Origin of the sequence: Arthrobacter sp. ok362 (assembly GCF_900102785.1) — a bacterium.
Lineage (GTDB): Bacteria > Actinomycetota > Actinomycetes > Actinomycetales > Micrococcaceae > Arthrobacter.
Genome location: NZ_FNGC01000007.1, coordinates 17,105 through 32,053 on the forward strand (window position 1 = coordinate 17,105; position 14,949 = coordinate 32,053).

Annotated in this window: 15 protein-coding genes; 5 read left to right on the plus strand and 10 right to left on the minus strand. The window is 67.6% G+C overall.

Annotated features, from left to right (window positions below; all coding sequences use genetic code 11):
* Nucleotides 1-27 precede the first annotated feature (27 nt).
* Nucleotides 28-480, plus strand: a complete 453-nt coding sequence (locus tag BLQ10_RS10470; RefSeq protein ID WP_175558570.1) for a YbaK/EbsC family protein — start codon at nucleotides 28-30, stop codon at nucleotides 478-480.
* A 70-nt stretch (nucleotides 481-550) separates the two neighbouring features.
* On the opposite strand, the gene BLQ10_RS10475 is transcribed toward BLQ10_RS10470, so the two are convergent.
* A complete protein-coding gene (locus BLQ10_RS10475; protein WP_091561586.1) occupies nucleotides 551-2,149 on the minus strand; it encodes an ABC-F family ATP-binding cassette domain-containing protein in 1,599 nt (532 codons plus the stop codon).
* A 303-nt stretch (nucleotides 2,150-2,452) separates the two neighbouring features.
* On the opposite strand from BLQ10_RS10475, the gene BLQ10_RS10480 reads away from it, so the two are divergent.
* Genes BLQ10_RS10480 through BLQ10_RS10490 form a run of 3 tightly spaced genes read left to right on the plus strand, consistent with a single transcriptional unit; the run spans nucleotide 2,453 to nucleotide 4,544 of the window.
* Nucleotides 2,453-3,100, plus strand: a complete 648-nt coding sequence (locus BLQ10_RS10480) for a biotin transporter BioY (RefSeq protein WP_091561588.1) — start codon at nucleotides 2,453-2,455, stop codon at nucleotides 3,098-3,100.
* A complete protein-coding gene (locus BLQ10_RS10485; RefSeq protein WP_254785505.1) occupies nucleotides 3,097-3,915 on the plus strand; it encodes an energy-coupling factor ABC transporter ATP-binding protein in 819 nt (272 codons plus the stop codon). Before BLQ10_RS10480 ends, BLQ10_RS10485 begins: the two co-directional genes overlap by 4 nt.
* Nucleotides 3,912-4,544 (plus strand): energy-coupling factor transporter transmembrane component T family protein, encoded by a 633-nt coding sequence (locus BLQ10_RS10490; protein WP_091561590.1) that lies wholly within the window; start codon nucleotides 3,912-3,914, stop codon nucleotides 4,542-4,544. The genes BLQ10_RS10485 and BLQ10_RS10490 overlap by 4 nt, the downstream gene beginning before the upstream one ends.
* Before the next feature lie 663 nt (nucleotides 4,545-5,207).
* Here BLQ10_RS10490 and BLQ10_RS10495 read toward each other — a convergent pair.
* Nucleotides 5,208-6,422, minus strand: coding sequence for a thiolase family protein (locus BLQ10_RS10495; RefSeq protein WP_091562014.1), 1,215 nt, complete (start codon nucleotides 6,420-6,422; stop codon nucleotides 5,208-5,210).
* Between the two features lie 34 nt (nucleotides 6,423-6,456).
* Nucleotides 6,457-7,887: a class I adenylate-forming enzyme family protein gene (locus BLQ10_RS10500; protein WP_091561593.1), complete on the minus strand. Its 1,431-nt coding sequence runs from the start codon at nucleotides 7,885-7,887 to the stop codon at nucleotides 6,457-6,459.
* 58 nt (nucleotides 7,888-7,945) lie between these two features.
* On the opposite strand from BLQ10_RS10500, the gene BLQ10_RS10505 reads away from it, so the two are divergent.
* Complete coding sequence (locus tag BLQ10_RS10505; RefSeq protein WP_091561596.1) at nucleotides 7,946-8,833, plus strand: KPN_02809 family neutral zinc metallopeptidase; 888 nt, start codon at nucleotides 7,946-7,948, stop codon at nucleotides 8,831-8,833.
* A gap of 45 nt (nucleotides 8,834-8,878) precedes the next feature.
* Here the strand turns inward: BLQ10_RS10505 and BLQ10_RS10510 are convergent, their stop codons facing one another.
* From BLQ10_RS10510 to BLQ10_RS10540, 7 genes are all read right to left on the minus strand, one after another.
* The gene (locus BLQ10_RS10510) at nucleotides 8,879-9,478 is read right to left on the minus strand and encodes a hypothetical protein (RefSeq protein ID WP_091561598.1); all 600 of its coding nucleotides are present in this window, start codon (nucleotides 9,476-9,478) and stop codon (nucleotides 8,879-8,881) included.
* Between the two features lie 211 nt (nucleotides 9,479-9,689).
* Entirely contained in the window at nucleotides 9,690-10,022 is a 333-nt protein-coding gene (locus BLQ10_RS10515) for a metal-sulfur cluster assembly factor (RefSeq protein WP_091561601.1), read from the minus strand.
* A gap of 13 nt (nucleotides 10,023-10,035) precedes the next feature.
* Complete coding sequence (gene sufC, locus BLQ10_RS10520) at nucleotides 10,036-10,833, minus strand: Fe-S cluster assembly ATPase SufC (protein WP_091561602.1); 798 nt, start codon at nucleotides 10,831-10,833, stop codon at nucleotides 10,036-10,038.
* Nucleotides 10,834-10,922: 89 nt separating this feature from the next.
* Nucleotides 10,923-11,282, minus strand: a complete 360-nt coding sequence (locus BLQ10_RS10525; protein WP_091561605.1) for a non-heme iron oxygenase ferredoxin subunit — start codon at nucleotides 11,280-11,282, stop codon at nucleotides 10,923-10,925.
* A 31-nt stretch (nucleotides 11,283-11,313) separates the two neighbouring features.
* The gene (sufD, locus tag BLQ10_RS10530) at nucleotides 11,314-12,600 is read right to left on the minus strand and encodes a Fe-S cluster assembly protein SufD (RefSeq protein ID WP_091561607.1); all 1,287 of its coding nucleotides are present in this window, start codon (nucleotides 12,598-12,600) and stop codon (nucleotides 11,314-11,316) included.
* Complete coding sequence (gene sufB / locus BLQ10_RS10535; protein WP_091561608.1) at nucleotides 12,600-14,063, minus strand: Fe-S cluster assembly protein SufB; 1,464 nt, start codon at nucleotides 14,061-14,063, stop codon at nucleotides 12,600-12,602. The genes sufD and sufB overlap by 1 nt, the downstream gene beginning before the upstream one ends.
* Nucleotides 14,063-14,923, minus strand: coding sequence for a helix-turn-helix transcriptional regulator (locus BLQ10_RS10540; protein ID WP_091562016.1), 861 nt, complete (start codon nucleotides 14,921-14,923; stop codon nucleotides 14,063-14,065). The genes sufB and BLQ10_RS10540 overlap by 1 nt, the downstream gene beginning before the upstream one ends.
* Nucleotides 14,924-14,949: the final 26 nt, after the last annotated feature.

Genomic DNA, 14,949 nt, shown 5'->3' on the forward strand with positions numbered 1-14,949 from the left:
GTGCGCCCTGATGCCTTTCCCGGACCGGTGGCTAACGTGCAGCGTGCCCTCACCGCCCTGGGTGCCAAAGACACCGTGACAGTGTTCGATTCAAAAGTCCCGACGGCGGCCGCCGCGGCCGCGGCGCTGGGCTGCGACGTCGCGGCGATCACCAACAGCCTGGTGTTCGATCTTGGGGGCGCTCCGCTGCTGATCCTGGCCAGCGGCGTGGCCAAGGTGGACGTCCGCAAGGTCGCCGAGCAGCTGGGCACGGGCAAGATCCGCCGCGCCTCCCCCGAGTTCGTCCTGGAACACACCGGCCAGGAGGTAGGCGGCGTAGCCCCGGTAGGCCACCCGGAAAAGATCCGGACCCTGTTGGACGAGTCCCTGTCAGTCCACCGCGTGCTCTGGGCAGGGGCAGGCGATCACAACTCGATGTTCTCCATCAGCTACGAAGACCTGCACAGGATCACGGGCGCGGAAGAAATGCCGGTCCGTTAGGTCAACTGACCCCCAGTTGTGGGCCGTTTTGGGCGTTGACCCGGGCGCCCTGATGGGCGGCCCCGGCGCCCTACGCCAGCGTGATCAGGTCCAGGTAGTCTTCGTTCCAGTGGTCCTCGATGCCGTCGGGCAGCAGGACGACGCGCTCCGGGTTGAGGGCCTCGACGGCGCCCTCATCGTGGCTCACGAGGACGACGGCGCCGGTGTAGTTGCTCAGGGCCCCGAGGATTTCGGCGCGGCTGGCGGGGTCGAGGTTGTTGGTGGGCTCATCGAGCAGCAGCACGTTCGCACTCGAGGCCACGATGGTGGCCAGCGCCAGTCGGGTCTTCTCGCCGCCGGAGAGCACACCGGCGGGCTTGTCGACGTCGTCGCCGGAGAACAGGAACGAGCCCAGGATGTTGCGTACTTCCGCGTCGTTCATGTCCGGGGCGGACGAGCGCATGTTCTGCAGGACGCTGCGGTCCACGTCGAGCGTCTCGTGCTCCTGGGCGTAGTAGCCCACTTTCAGGCCGTGGCCCGCCACGACTTCGCCGGTGTCCGGCTTGTCGACGCCGGCGAGCATGCGCAGCAGGGTGGTCTTGCCGGCGCCGTTGAGGCCCAGGATGACCACCTTGGAGCCGCGGTCGATCGCGAGATCGACGTCTGTGAAGATCTCCAGCGAGCCGTAGGACTTGCTGAGGCCATCCGCGGTGAGCGGGGTCTTGCCGCAGGGTGACGGATCCGGGAAGCGGAGGGCTGCCACGCGGTCGGTCGCGCGCACGGCTTCAAGGCCGCCCAGCAGACGCTCGGCACGCTTGGCCATGTTCTGCGCGGCGACGGCCTTGGTGGCCTTGGCGCGCATCTTGTTGGCCTGGTCGATGAGGACCTGGGCTTTCTTCTCCGCGTTGGCCCGCTCACGCTTGCGGGCACGCTCGTCCGTTTCGCGCTGGGTGAGGTAACGCTTCCAGTCCATGTTGTAGAAGTCGATCTGGGCGCGGTTGGGATCCAGCAGGAAGACCTTGTTAACAGTCGCTTCCAGCAGTTCGGTGTCGTGGCTGATCACAATCAGGCCGCCCTGGTGGTTCTTGAGGAACTCACGGAGCCAGGAGATGGAGTCGGCGTCGAGGTGGTTGGTGGGCTCATCAAGGAGCATGGTTTCGGCATCCGAGTACAGGATGCGGGCGAGCTCCACACGGCGCCGCTGCCCACCGGACAGGGTTTTGAGCGGCTGGTTCAGCAGCCGGTCCGGCAGGGCGAGGTTCGAGCAGATCGCTGCCGCCTCGGCTTCGGCCGCATAGCCGCCGGCGGCCAGGAACTCGGATTCCAGCCGGTCATAGCGGTTCATCGCCTTGCGCTGGACCGCGGCGTCCTCGCTGGCCATCTCTTCGTGGGCCAGGCGGAGCTTGCCCACGGCAATGTCCAGGCCGCGGACGGACAGGATCCGGTCCCGCGCGAGCTGCTCCATGTCCGGGGTGCGCGGATCCTGCGGCAGGTAGCCGATTTCGCCGGTGCGGGTTACCTTGCCCGCGGCGGGCAGGCCCTCGCCCGCGAGCACCCGGGTCAGCGTCGTCTTGCCTGCACCGTTACGGCCGACCAGACCGATCTTGTCTCCCTTGTCGATCCGGAAGCTCACCTGGTCCATGAGGAGGCGGGCGCCGGCGCGCAGTTCGAGATCCTGGACGGTAATCAATGCAGCTAAGGCCTTTCACAACAGGGAATGCCGCGGCACAACGGGTGGAGTCTGGGCGGGGCCGGGGCAGGGCGGTGCGAGAGCACGGCCTCTACAAGTCTACCGGCACCACCCTGTCTCGCTGACATGGGCTGATATGGCGGGAGCCAGCCGCCGGCGCGATGCCCTGGCTGTCGTCATTGGCGGTGCCCTCCAGCATCCGGGCCGCCGGTTAGTGGGGCGCCTACAAAAAACCCGCCCCGCCGCGACCGTACAGTCGATATTACGAGTCCGATGTCCGCAGCAGCACCCGACAGGAACACCATGACGCAAACCGAGAATCCCACAAAAGCCAGGGCACCGCGCCGCCGGAGCCGCTGGAATGCCACCGACCTTGGCCTCATCGCGGTCTTCGCCGCCCTTGTGGCCGGTTCGGCGCTGATCGCCGCCATTCCCGTGGGCGGGCTAGGCGTGCCCATCACGCTGCAGACCCTTGCCGTCATGCTCACGGGGCTGGCCCTCGGCCCGGCCCGGGCCTTCGCCGCCGTCGGCCTCTACCTGCTCCTGGGTTTCGCGGGCCTGCCGATCTTCAGCGGCGGCCGCAGCGGGCTGGGCGTCCTCGCCGGCCCCTCCGCCGGCTACATCATCGGCTTCCTGCTGGCCGCCACGGCCGTAGGCTGGCTGGCCGTCGTCGTGCTGGCCCGCACCGCCAAACGCACCGGCAAACTGCGCCCCATCCTCCTGTTCGCCGCCGCCATGGTGAGCAGCATCATCTTCATCCACGGCCTGGGCATCCTGGGCATGATGGTCAACGCCAAGCTGGACTTCTCCAAAGCCTTTCTCGCCGATCTTGCGTTCTATCCCGGCGACATCATCAAGAACGTCCTGGCCGTCAGCATCGCCCTGGCGCTGCACAAGGCCTTCCCGGATCTGCTGCTCCGCCGCGTCCGGACGGCCGACACCCGCCCGTGAGCGGCATCGTGCTGGACCGCGTGACGGTGCGGGTATCGGTTGATGGCCGCCCCGCGCCCAAGACGCTGCTCGAGGAGCTTTCGCTGAACCTCACGGAACGGCGGATCGGGGTGATCGGGGCCAACGGCTCCGGCAAGTCCACCCTCTTGCGCCTCCTCAACGGGCTCGTGCCGCCCAGTGATGGCACGGTGCGGGTCGACGGCGCCGATACCGTCCGCGCGGTCCGGGAGGTCCGCCGGCGCGTGGGTTTTGTCTTCACGGATCCGCTCTCCCAGCTCGTCATGCCGACCGGGCGCGAGGATGTGGAACTGTCCCTGCGCCGCTCCATCCGCAACGCCGCGGCGCGCCGGGCCCACGCGGAGTCAGTCCTGGACCGGTTCGGCCTCCTGCCGCTGGCGGACCAGAGCATCTACGAGCTCTCCGGCGGCGAACGCCAGCTCCTGGCGCTGGCCGCGGTCCTGGCGGTCGATCCTCAGGTGCTGGTCCTGGACGAGCCGTCCACACTGCTGGATCTCCGCAACCGCGAACTCCTGCGACGCACGCTCGCCGGGCTCCGCCAGCAGGTGATTCTGTCCACCCACGACCTCGAGCTGGCCCGGGACATGGACCGCGTCCTGGTAGTGGACGACGGGAAGGTGGTGTTCGACGGCAGAGCGGCGGCCGCCGTCGCGCACTACCGTGACCTGAGCGCTGCGGGCCTGCCTGCACCTGGTGGCGGGCCGGCCGGTAGCGGGCTCGGCGGGCTCGGTGGCGAGCTGGCCGTGCCGGAGCAGGCCGGCGGGCGGCCTGAGCGGGCCGGACTGGAGAAGGCGTGAGCAGCCACGGCCTCCTCCTCGCAGCGTACGTGCCGGGCTCGTCCCTGATCCACCGGGCGCCGCTGTGGCTGAAGTTCCTGCTGGTCGTTGGTTGCGGAATGGCGTCGTTCCTGATCGCCGACTGGGCCGTGTCGGCCGTCGTAATGACACTGCTGTGCGGGCTGTTCCTGCTCAGCGGGGCAGGCCCGGCCAGGCTGCTTCGCGCAGTGCGCCCTGTCCTACCGGTACTCCTGGCGATCGGCCTCTTCCAGTGGTGGCAGCTGGGCGCGCCCACGGCCGCCCGGATCGTGCTGAACGTCCTGGTCTGCGTTGTCGCGGCCTCAATCCTGACCGCCACCACCCCGGTGCAGGCGCTGCTCGACGGGGTGGCGTCCCTGGCCCGGCCGTTCCGGCGCTTCGGTGCGGATCCCGAACGCTTCGCCCTGACCATTGCGATCATGCTCCGCAGCATCCCGTTCGTTGCCGGGGCCTACATGGACGTGCGCGACTCAGCCCGGGCCCGCGGGCTCGAACGCAACCCGAGGGCTCTTGTGTTGCCCGTCTTCATCAGCACGGTGGCCTTCGCCCGGCAGACCGGCGAAGCCCTCGCCGCCCGGGGACTGGGTGAGCCGGAGGACCCGGAGGACTAGGCCCTCGGTGCCCGCGGACTGGCTGCCGCGTGGGGTTGGCCAATGGACATGCCCTCCCGTGGCCGCAGCCGCTGGACATACGGCCCTAATGTCCACTCCCCGCGCCCAAGAATGGACATGTCCTGCTCTGGTTGCCCGCTCCTCGCGCCGAAGAATGGGCATGTCCCAATCAGGCTGCCCGCTGAGGAGCTGCGCCGCAGGTTCGGAAAATGGGCATGCCCTCCCGTGGCCGCAGCCGCTGGACATACGGCCCTAATGTCCACTCCCCGCGCCCAAGAATGGACATGTCCTGCTCTGGTTGCCCGCGGACTGGCTGCCGCGTGGGGTTGGTCAGTGGGCATGCCCTCCCGTGGCAGCACCGAGTGGACATATGGCTGCATGCTTACTCCTAGCGCCCAAAAATGGGCATGTCCCGTCCCCAGCGCCAGGGCAGGGCATGTGCGCACCGGGCAGATGGACATGCCCTCCCCTGGCAGCACCGAGTGGACATATGGCCGCATGCCCACTCCTCGCGCCCAAGCATGGACATGTCCCTTCGGCATTGCCAGGGCAGGGCATGTGCGCACCGGGCAGATGGACATGTCCTCCCCTGCCCGCAGCCAGTGGACATGTGGCCCATATGTCCATCGGACGCGGCGAAGAATGGGCATGTCCCCCCGGGGGCTAGGTGAAGCGCGAGTACCCCAGCAGCGCGGCCGTGCCCATGCCGCCTGCGATGCTGATCATTGCCAGGGCTAGCTGGCCCGGCTGCTCGGACCTGCGCGCCTGTGCCAGCAGCCGGGTGACCAGCACCGCGCCCGAGGCCCCATAGGCGTGACCAAGAGCCAGTGCCCCGCCGTCGAGGTTGGCCTGCTCCGGGTCGATGCCCAACTGGTCAAAGCAGGCGAGCGTCTGGGCGGCGAAGGCCTCATTGAATTCCACCAGGCCCAGGTCCGCGGCCGTCAGGCCGTGTGCCCCTAGGAGCCTTTCGGCTGCTGCGGCCGCGCCGATGCCCAGGAGCTGCGGCGACACCCCGGCGGTGTCGATTCCCAGCACCAGCAACCCGTCCGCGGCGCCCAGGCGCCGGGCATGTTCCACGGACGTCATGGCCACGGCGGCTGCGCCGTCAGCGTCGAAGCACGAGTTCCCGGCCGTTACCGTTCCGCCGCTGGCAAAAACGGGCGGGAAACGGGCCATCAGGGCCGGGCCAAGACTCGGCCGGGGACCGTCGTCGGCTTCCGCGACCGCCTCGGAGCCCGCAGCGAGGGGCACGATTTCACCGTCGAACCTCCCGGCAGCGGCGGCGGCCAGGGCACGGTGGTGGCTGCGGAGCGCGAAGGCGTCCTGGCGTTCCCGGCTGACGCCGAAGTGGGCGGCGACGTTCTCGGCCGCCACGCCCATGTCGGGATCGCCGAGGCTGAGAGGGGCGAACTGGGCCCGGCTGTAATAGTCCGGGCTGCCGTCGTCGTTACGGTGGGCCCGGAGCGGAGCCGTGCTGATGCTCTCCACGCCGCCTGCAAGATACAGGCCGCCGCCGCCCGCCGCGACCAGCCGGGAGGCCAGGACGATCGCGTCGAGACCGGAGCCGCATTGCCGGTCCACAGTGACGCCGGGGACAGTGACGGGCAGTCCGGCCTCCAGCGCGGCGAGCCGGGCCACGTTCCCCCCGCCGCCCACAGCGTTGCCGATCACGACGTCGGCCACCGACTCCGGGGCGGGGCCGGCACCGGTGCCGGCGCCGGCGAGCAGGCTGCGGAGCACCGGAGCCAGGAGTTCGTGGGCGCGCAGCTTCTTCAGGGCCCCGTTGGCCCGGCAGAGCGGCGTCCGGCGCGCAGCGATGATCACCGGCTGCCGGTCCTCCGGCAGCAGCCCGGGGAACGACGGTCCTTGGAATGGCAGCCCGAGTGGAGACGGCCCTGTGCCCCCGCGCGGCTCAGCCAAGGCGCCGAATTCTAGGATCGTTCCGGGCTACCCAGTCGAGCAGCAGCTGCCGGCTGATCTTGCCCCGGTCCGTCAGGGGCAGCTCCGTCAGCGCGAAGTACTCCAGGGGGCGCTTGTTTCGGGCCAGCACGTCGTCGATCCCGGACCGCAGCTGGGTGGCGGTAACCGCCCCGTGCGAGGGCACCACACCGGCCACCACGCGCTGGCCGCGAAGGTCGTCGGTCATGCCGGCGGCCACGGCCGCCGCAACGCCGGGGACGGAGGCCAGCGCCAGCTCGACCTCGTGCGGGTAGACGTTGGTGCCGGCGGTGATGATCATGTCGGAGCGGCGGCCCAGCATGTGCAGGGTCCCGCCGGAGAGGTACCCCTGGTCCCCGACGGTGTACCAGCCGTTGAAACAGCGCAGCGCCTGGCCGTCGTCACCCCATAGATAGCCGTTGCTGACCATGCCGCTGCGGACGCAGATGTTGCCGTCGCTGCCGTCCTGGAGTTCGGCGCCGCGATCGTCCAGGATGCGGATATCGACGCCGGGAAACGGCTTCCCGATGCCGGTCCCGCCCGACTCAACGGGTTCACCCGGACGTAACCCGGCGCCCGAGACGAAGCTGAGCTCGGACGCTCCGTAGTATTCGAAAATGGTGGCATTGGGGGCCCAGCGCCGGGCCGCTTCCAGTGTGCGGGCGTCCAGCTTGGAACCGGCGCAGATGATGCTGCGGATACCGGAGGCATCGACCCCGCCGGCCAGGCCGCGCTCGCTCAGCAGCCGGAGCATGGTGGGCACCAGGACCAGGCGGGTGATGCCGTCGTGGCTGACCGCCGCGTGGGCGGCGCCGACGTCGAAGTGGTCCAGGCTGTGGAATTCCGCGCCGGCGTACAGGCATTCGGCGAGGGCGTAGAGGTTCAGACTTGCCGCGAGCGGGCCGGGGGCCAGGGATTTGTCGTCCTGCGTCAGCCCGAAGAATTCAATCGAGGCCTCGAATGATTCCTGCCAGGACCGCCGCGAGCGGGTGAACGCCTTGGGCACCGAGGTGGTGCCGGAGGTCAGGCCGATCAGGAACGAGGTGTCAGGCGGCCCGTCAACGAGCCCGGTGCCCAGCTCGGTCCCCGCCGGGGCAGGCCCCGGGGCTTCCGCCAAACCCGTTTCCGTGCTGGCGATGCGGACGGTGATGCCGTCCTGCAGTTGCTGCGGCCAGGCCGGGTCCAACACGGCGCACTGCCGCTCACCAGCGACAGCCGCCGCAAACGCTACGGCGAAGCGGGTTGAATTTTGCTCCGACAGCACGGTGATGGCAGGCGCCGATGGCACCAGCGCCGCCGCTTTATCCCGCAGGCCGGACCAGCTGAGGTGCTCTCCGGCCACGACGACGGCTGTCTCGTCGGGACGGTCATCGGCCCAGCGCTGGAGTCTGTCGAGAAAAGGCATCGAACCAACTTTAGCGTTGCCGGGCGCCCCCGCGGCCTGTGCGGGATATTGTGACTTCATGAGCTTTAACGACAACGCCCCGCTGGATCCGTCACAGGTCCAGGACCGCCGCGGGATGGGCCGCGGCCCCATGATTGGCGGCGGGATCGGCGGCGGCATCATCCTGCTGCTCGCTGCCCTCTTCGGCATCAATCCCCAACTTCTCGAGGGCCTGTCCGGTACCACCCAGGACCCCCAGTCGCAAAGCCAAGGCTCTGCCCCCGCCTGCCGGACCGGTGCCGACGCCGACGCCCGCCTCGACTGCAGGATCACCGGCACCGTCAACAGCCTGAACACGTTCTGGCCGGCGTATCTCGCCCAGTACAACACGAAATACCCGCGACCCAAGGCCGTGATCTTCACCGGCGCAACCAACACCGGCTGCGGCGCCGCCACTTCAGAAGTAGGACCGTTTTACTGCCCTACTGACACCACGGCGTACTTTGATCCCGGCTTCTTCCAGGAGCTCGTGGACCGGTTCGGCTCCTCCGGCGGACCGCTGGCCCAGGAATACGTGGTGGCCCACGAATTTGGCCACCACGTCCAGAACCTGCTCGGCAACCTGGACCAAGCGCAGCGGGATCCCCAGGGCCCCGGCTCCGGGGGTGTCCGGGTTGAGCTCCAGGCCGACTGCTACGCAGGGCTGTGGGCCCACTATGCAACGACGCAGCCGGACCCCAAAACTGGCCAGCCCTACCTCGAACCCTTCAAGGACCAGGACGTGAAGGATGCCCTGTCGGCCGCGTCGGCCGTGGGCGACGACCGCATCCAGAAGGCCGCCACGGGCCGCGTCTCACCGGAGGCATGGACCCACGGGTCCAGTGCGCAGCGGCAGAAGTGGTTCTACCAGGGCTACACCACCGGGGACATCAACAAGTGCGACACGTTTGCGGTGGCACAGCCCTAGCCCCAAAGCCTCAGTCCCAGAGCCCTAGCCCCATCGGGCGTGGCCTCATCCGCCTCGCGTCCGGCGTCGGACCGGGACTTCGACGTAGCTGAGGAATCCGGCGTGGCCCAGGTGCCGGTGCTTGGGGTGCCACACCGGGCGGTACTCGTGCCCGAACGGGTCGGTCACCCGGACTGTCTCCAGCCGGTCGTTCCCGGCCAGGAGGTGGTCGACGTCGGCCAGTGCATTTCGGCGCGTCGCAAGTCCGTCGAGGTCCAGGCTCCAAAGCCCCAGCTCGGCATCCGTTCCGCGCTCCAGCTGCAGGGTCTCGAACAGTCCGGCCACGAGCCCGGCGAGCCCGGCGGCGTCGGCACGCTGGAGCCGGTGCCCCTCGGGATGCACGTCGCGGGCGTCGGCCAGGGACTGGCGCAGCCAATGGAATTCCACGGATCCCAGGGGCGGTCCCATGCGCATGTGGCGGTTTTCGTCCATCTCGAGCCGGTACGTGGTGGCGCTGCGGTCAATGATGCACCGAGCCTCGCCGACGTACTCAAAGTCGGCCAGAAGGGCTTCTTTGGAGCGGTAGTAGGAGAACTCGCCACTGTCCTCAACAACCACAAAGTCCCCGCCCGCACCGGACGGCCGCGGTGGTGCAGTGGCATCCATTCCGGTGTGCCCCCTGTTCGACAGTGTGCCGGGTCCGAAGCCGCGTGGACTTGTTGTCTTTATCAGACCACCGCCAAGGCGATAAGGGAACGGCCAGACGGGAACGCCGGATGGGAAGACGACGGCGGCCCCGCCTCGGTGAGGTGGGGCCGCCGTCGTTCACTGCCCGGGCCGTGCCGGCCCGTCGGTGCTTGGAGCTATGCGTGGGGATCTAGATGTTGAAGCCCAGGGCGCGCATCTGATCGCGCCCGTCCTCGGTGATCCGTTCCGGACCCCATGGCGGCATCCACACCCAGTTGAGCCGCCATTCATCGACGATCCCGTCCAGGGCCTTGCCGACCTGCTCCTCGATGACATCGGTGAGCGGGCAGGCGGCGGTGGTGAGCGTCATGTCGATCAGCAGGGCGCCGTCGTCGTCTGAGTACTTCAGACCGTACAGCAGGCCCAGGTCAACGATGTTGACCCCGAGCTCCGGGTCGATCACATCCTTGAGCGCTTCTTCGACATCCTCGAGGCCCGTGCGGGCCACATTGAGTTCGGTCATCGCAGAGTCCTAACTACGCCTGGGCTGCAGCGTCAGCAGCAGCGATGGTGACCGCCCCCGCGCCGGTGGCGTAGCGGTCGTAGCCTTCTTCTTCGAGGCGGTCGGCGAGCTCCGGGCCGCCCTCTTCCACAACCTGGCCATCAACGAACACGTGTACGAAGTCGGGCTTGATGTAGCGCAGGATCCGGGTGTAGTGCGTGATGAGCAGGGTGCCCATGTTGCCTTCGCCGTGGGCGCGGTTGACGCCCTCGGAGACAACCTTGAGCGCGTCGACGTCGAGGCCGGAGTCGGTCTCGTCGAGGATGGCGAACTTCGGCTTGAAGAGTTCCAACTGGAGGATCTCCACGCGCTTCTTCTCGCCGCCGGAGAAGCCCTCGTTGACGTTGCGCTGGGTGAAGTCGGCGTCGATGCGCAGCTGCGCCATGGCAGCCTTGACGTCCTTGGTCCAGGTGCGCAGCTTGGGTGCTTCGCCGTCGATCGCGGTCTTGGCGGTGCGCAGGAAGTTGGTCATGCTCACGCCCGGGACCTCGACCGGGTACTGCATGGCCAGGAACACGCCGGCGCGGGCGCGCTGGTCCACGCTCATTGCGAGGACATCCTCGCCGTCCAGCGTGATGGTGCCGGAGGTGACGTTGTAGCGCGGGTGCCCGGCGATGGTGGACGCCAGCGTGGACTTGCCGGAACCGTTCGGGCCCATGATGGCGTGCGTTTCGCCGGTCCGGATAATCAGGCTGACGCCCTTCAGGATTTCCTTTGTGCCCTGCTCGGTGTCAATGCTGACGTGCAGGTCCTTGATCTCAAGAGTCGACATATGTCTTGTTCTCCTCTGCACGGTGCCCTCCGGCACTGTGCGTTTTCTTGGCGATAAGTTTTCTTGTGCGAGTTGCCAGCTGCAGGCAGCTAGCTGAAGGTTGGAGCCTCGGCGCCGTTCAGGACGTTGGTGAAGTCCACGTAGACCTCGTCATCCAGGACGGTCACGGCAAACACGGGCACAGGATCATAGGCTGGCAGCTGGAGCGGCTCGCCGGTGCGCAGGTCGAACTGGGAACCGTGGCCCCAGCACTCGATCTTGCAGCCTTCAACTTCTCCTTCGGAGAGGGAGATGTCCGCGTGCGAGCAAGTGTCGCCGATGGCGTGGATCTCCCCCATCGAGTCCTTCACGATGGCTACGGGGTAGTCATCGATCAGGATCCGCAGCGCCTGCTTGAGTTGGATCTCGCTGGCGTTGCAGACTAGCTCGCCTTTTGGCTGTTCAGTCATTGATGTATTCCGTGTTCTCTAGTGCTGCGCGCTAGTGGTTCGTTGCCGCGAGTTCGCGCTCGACGGCTTCCGTGAGCCGCTCCTCGATGGCCGGGACGTTGATCTTCTGGATGATCTCGTTCAGGAAGCCGCGGACCACCAAGCGGCGGGCCACGTCTTCCGGGATGCCACGGGCCATCAGGTAGAACAGGTGCTGGTCGTCGAAACGTCCGGTGGCGCTGGCGTGGCCGGCGCCGGCGATCAGGCCGGTTTCGATTTCCAGGTTCGGCACGGAATCGGCGCGGGCACCGTCGGTCAGGACCAGGTTGCGGTTGGCCTCGTAGGTGTCGGTGCCTTCTGCTTCCTTGCGGATCAGAACGTCACCCACCCACACGGTATGCGCGTTGCGGCCCTGCAGGGCGCCCTTGTACAGGACGTTGGACTTGCAGTTGGCCACCGCATGGTCCACGAAGAGGCGCTGCTCGAGGTGCTGGCCGGCGTCGGCGAAGTACAGGCCGAACAGTTCCACTTCGGCGCCCGGGGCGGTGAAGCGTGCCGAGGGCGTGACTCGCACGAGGTCGCCGCCGAGGCTGACAACGATGTGCTTGAACTTGGCGTCGCGGCCCAGCTTGATCTGCTGGGAGGAGGCGTGCACGGCGTCGTCGTTCCATTCCTGGAGCGAGATGACGGTCAGCTGCGCGCCGTCCTCAACGAGGATTTCGACGTTTTCCGAGACGACGGCGGTGCCCTGGTGGTCCAGGACGACGACGGACTTGGAGAACTTTTCCGCGACGATCACGATGTGCTGCGCGGAAGCCTCGGTGCCCTGGCCGGCCAGCAGTACGCTGACCTCACCCTCCACCTGGACCTCGGACGGAACCGTGATGACGGTGGCCTCGGCGAAGTTCTCCCAGGCGTTCGCGGAGACGCGGTCCTCGGGGATGGCGGCGGAGCCGATCCGGCGGTCGTCGCGGCCGACGGTCTCAACCTTGACGCTGTCCGGGGCGGTGACGCTCACGGACGGCGCGGCCCCATTGAGGACCTCGGTGTGCAGGCCGCGGAGGCGCTTGAGCGGGGTGAACCGCCAGTCCTCTTCCATGCCGGTCAGCGCCTTGAAGTCCGCCAGCTTGTAGGAGGTCAGGCGGCCGGCGCGTGAGCTGTCCGGAACGCCGACGCCGCCGCCGTGCGAGTGGCGCTTGACGGCTTCGCCGGCCAGCGGCGATTTGGACTCCGCTGCGTTCAGCGGTGAAAGGCTTTCGCCTTCCTCGGTGAAACCGTTGATGAACGGCTGGGCTGAGGGCGCGCCGATGCGGGCCTTTTCAGTAGTGATGTCAGTCATTAACCGACCGATCCTTCCATCTGCAGTTCAATCAGTCGGTTCAGCTCGAGGGCGTATTCCATCGGCAGTTCGCGGGCAATCGGCTCGATGAAGCCGCGGACGATCATCGCCATGGCCTCGTCTTCGCGCATGCCGCGGGACATCAGGTAGAACAGCTGCTCTTCGCTGACGCGCGAGACCGTGGCCTCGTGGCCCATGGTGACGTCGTCCTCGCGGATGTCAATGTACGGGTATGTGTCCGACCGGCTGATGGTGTCCACCAGCAGGGCGTCACAGCGGACCGTGTTGGCCGAGTGCTTGGCGCCTTCGCGGACCTGGACCAGGCCGCGGTAGGCGGCGCGGCCGCCGCCGCGGGCCACGGACTTGGAGATGATCGAGCTCTTGGTGTTGGGCGCGATGTGGACCATCTTGGAGCCGGTGTCCTGGTGCTGGCCTTCGCCGGCGAACGCGATGGACAGGGTCTCGCCCTTGGCGCCTTCGCCCACGAGGTAGACGGCCGGGTACTTCATGGTGACCTTGGAGCCGATGTTGCCATCGATCCACTCCATCGTGGCGCCCTCTTCGCAGATGGCGCGCTTGGTGACCAGGTTGTACACGTTGGTGGACCAGTTCTGGATGGTCGTGTAGCGGACGCGGGCGCCCTTCTTCACGACGATTTCCACGACGGCGGAGTGCAGCGAGTCCGAGGTGTAGATCGGCGCGGTGCAGCCTTCGATGTAGTGGACGTAGGAGTCCTCGTCCGCGATGATCAGCGTGCGCTCGAACTGGCCCATGTTTTCCGTGTTGATGCGGAAGTAGGCCTGCAGCGGGATGTCCACGTGGACGCCCTTGGGCACGTACACGAAGGAGCCGCCGGACCACACGGCCGTGTTCAGCGAGGCGAATTTGTTGTCGCCCACCGGGATGATGGTGCCGAAGTACTCCTGGAAGATCTCCGGGTGTTCGCGCAGCGCAGTGTCCGTGTCCAGGAAGATGACGCCCTGGGCTTCCAGGTCCTCGCGGATCTGGTGGTAGACGACCTCAGATTCGTACTGGGCAGCGACGCCGGAGACGAGGCGGCTGCGCTCGGCTTCCGGGATGCCGAGCTTCTCGTACGTGTTCCGGATGTCCTCTGGGAGGTCTTCCCACGTTGCGGCCTGCTTCTCGGTGGACCGCACGAAGTACTTGATGTTGTCGAAGTCGATGCCGGACAGGTCCGCGCCCCAGGTGGGCATGGGCTTGCGGTCGAAGTACTTCAGGCCCTTGAGGCGGAGGTCGAGCATCCATTCCGGCTCGTTCTTCTTGGCCGAAATGTCGCGGACAACGTCTTCATCGATGCCGCGGCGGGCGTTGGCGCCGACGTCGTTCTTGTCGGCCCAGCCGTACTCATAAGTGCCGATTCCGTGGAGCTCGGGATTCTTTTCCAGAATCTCCGAAATCACAGTAGAGCCAGCAACCTTCTTCTCTGATAGTTGGTCCGTCATCACGGCCTTTCTTGGAGATGGTTGGATACTTCGTCCGGGCTGACCGGGGCTGCGGGACTGGGAGTCCCGACGGCGGCCGGTCGGCCCGTAGGTATGTGGGTGGTGCAGACATGCCCGCCGCGCGCCAGTGTGGACAGCCGGCGCACATCGACGCCGACCAGCCGGGCGAACACTTCGGTCTCCACGTCGCAGAACACGGGGAACTGGGCGGCCAGATGCTGGATGGGGCAGTGCCCCTGGCACAGCTGGACGCTGGAGAGCGCGGCCGGAAGCGGCGCCTTCGCAACAAGTGACTGCGCCGACGCCACGAAACCGTCGCGGCTCAGCGCCTCGGAGAGAGCCTGGGCCCGGGCCGTGATGTCCGGTCCGGCCTGCTCGATCTCGGGTGCGTACCGGCGCTCCATGTCGGCAAAGCGCTCGACGGCGAACTGCCGTACTGCCTCGGGCCCGGCGGCCTCACCCAGGCGGCGCAACGCGACGGAGGCGATGTCGAGGTAGTCGTTGCCCAGCGTCGATTGGCCCTGAGAGCTCAGGACGTAGCGGCGGGCAGGCCGTCCGGCACCGGCGCCGGCGCGGGCAACCCGTTTGACCTCAATCACTCCGCTGCGCGCGAGGTGGTCGAGGTGGCGGCGCACGGCAGCCGGGGTAAAGCCCAGGAGGTCGCCGAGTTCGGCTGCGCTGATGGGCCCATGCTCCAGCACCGCGTTCAGGACGCGGTCACGCGTGCGTTCTTCGGCGTCGTGGGTGTGGCTGCCGGCGGCCGCGGGAACGACGTCGGGAACGGGCGCCACGTGTGCCCGGGCGGACCCGACGCGCGCGGCGCCGCGCCCGGACGGGGCTGCGGACGCAGATAAACTCATGGAATACACAACACAATCATGTCGTA

Excerpts from the sequence above, each read along its gene's own strand:
- BLQ10_RS10480 (WP_091561588.1), top strand. The coding sequence starts at position 2,453 with ATGACGCAAACCGAGAATCCCACAAAAGCCAGGGCACCGCGCCGCCGG.
- BLQ10_RS10500 (WP_091561593.1), bottom strand. The coding sequence starts at position 7,887 with ATGCCTTTTCTCGACAGACTCCAGCGCTGGGCCGATGACCGTCCCGAC.
- BLQ10_RS10505 (WP_091561596.1), top strand. The coding sequence starts at position 7,946 with ATGAGCTTTAACGACAACGCCCCGCTGGATCCGTCACAGGTCCAGGAC.
- BLQ10_RS10510 (WP_091561598.1), bottom strand. The coding sequence starts at position 9,478 with ATGGATGCCACTGCACCACCGCGGCCGTCCGGTGCGGGCGGGGACTTT.
- BLQ10_RS10515 (WP_091561601.1), bottom strand. The coding sequence starts at position 10,022 with ATGACCGAACTCAATGTGGCCCGCACGGGCCTCGAGGATGTCGAAGAA.
- sufC (WP_091561602.1), bottom strand. The coding sequence starts at position 10,833 with ATGTCGACTCTTGAGATCAAGGACCTGCACGTCAGCATTGACACCGAG.
- BLQ10_RS10525 (WP_091561605.1), bottom strand. The coding sequence starts at position 11,282 with ATGACTGAACAGCCAAAAGGCGAGCTAGTCTGCAACGCCAGCGAGATC.
- sufD (WP_091561607.1), bottom strand. The coding sequence starts at position 12,600 with ATGACTGACATCACTACTGAAAAGGCCCGCATCGGCGCGCCCTCAGCC.
- sufB (WP_091561608.1), bottom strand. The coding sequence starts at position 14,063 with ATGACGGACCAACTATCAGAGAAGAAGGTTGCTGGCTCTACTGTGATT.
- BLQ10_RS10540 (WP_091562016.1), bottom strand. The coding sequence starts at position 14,923 with ATGAGTTTATCTGCGTCCGCAGCCCCGTCCGGGCGCGGCGCCGCGCGC.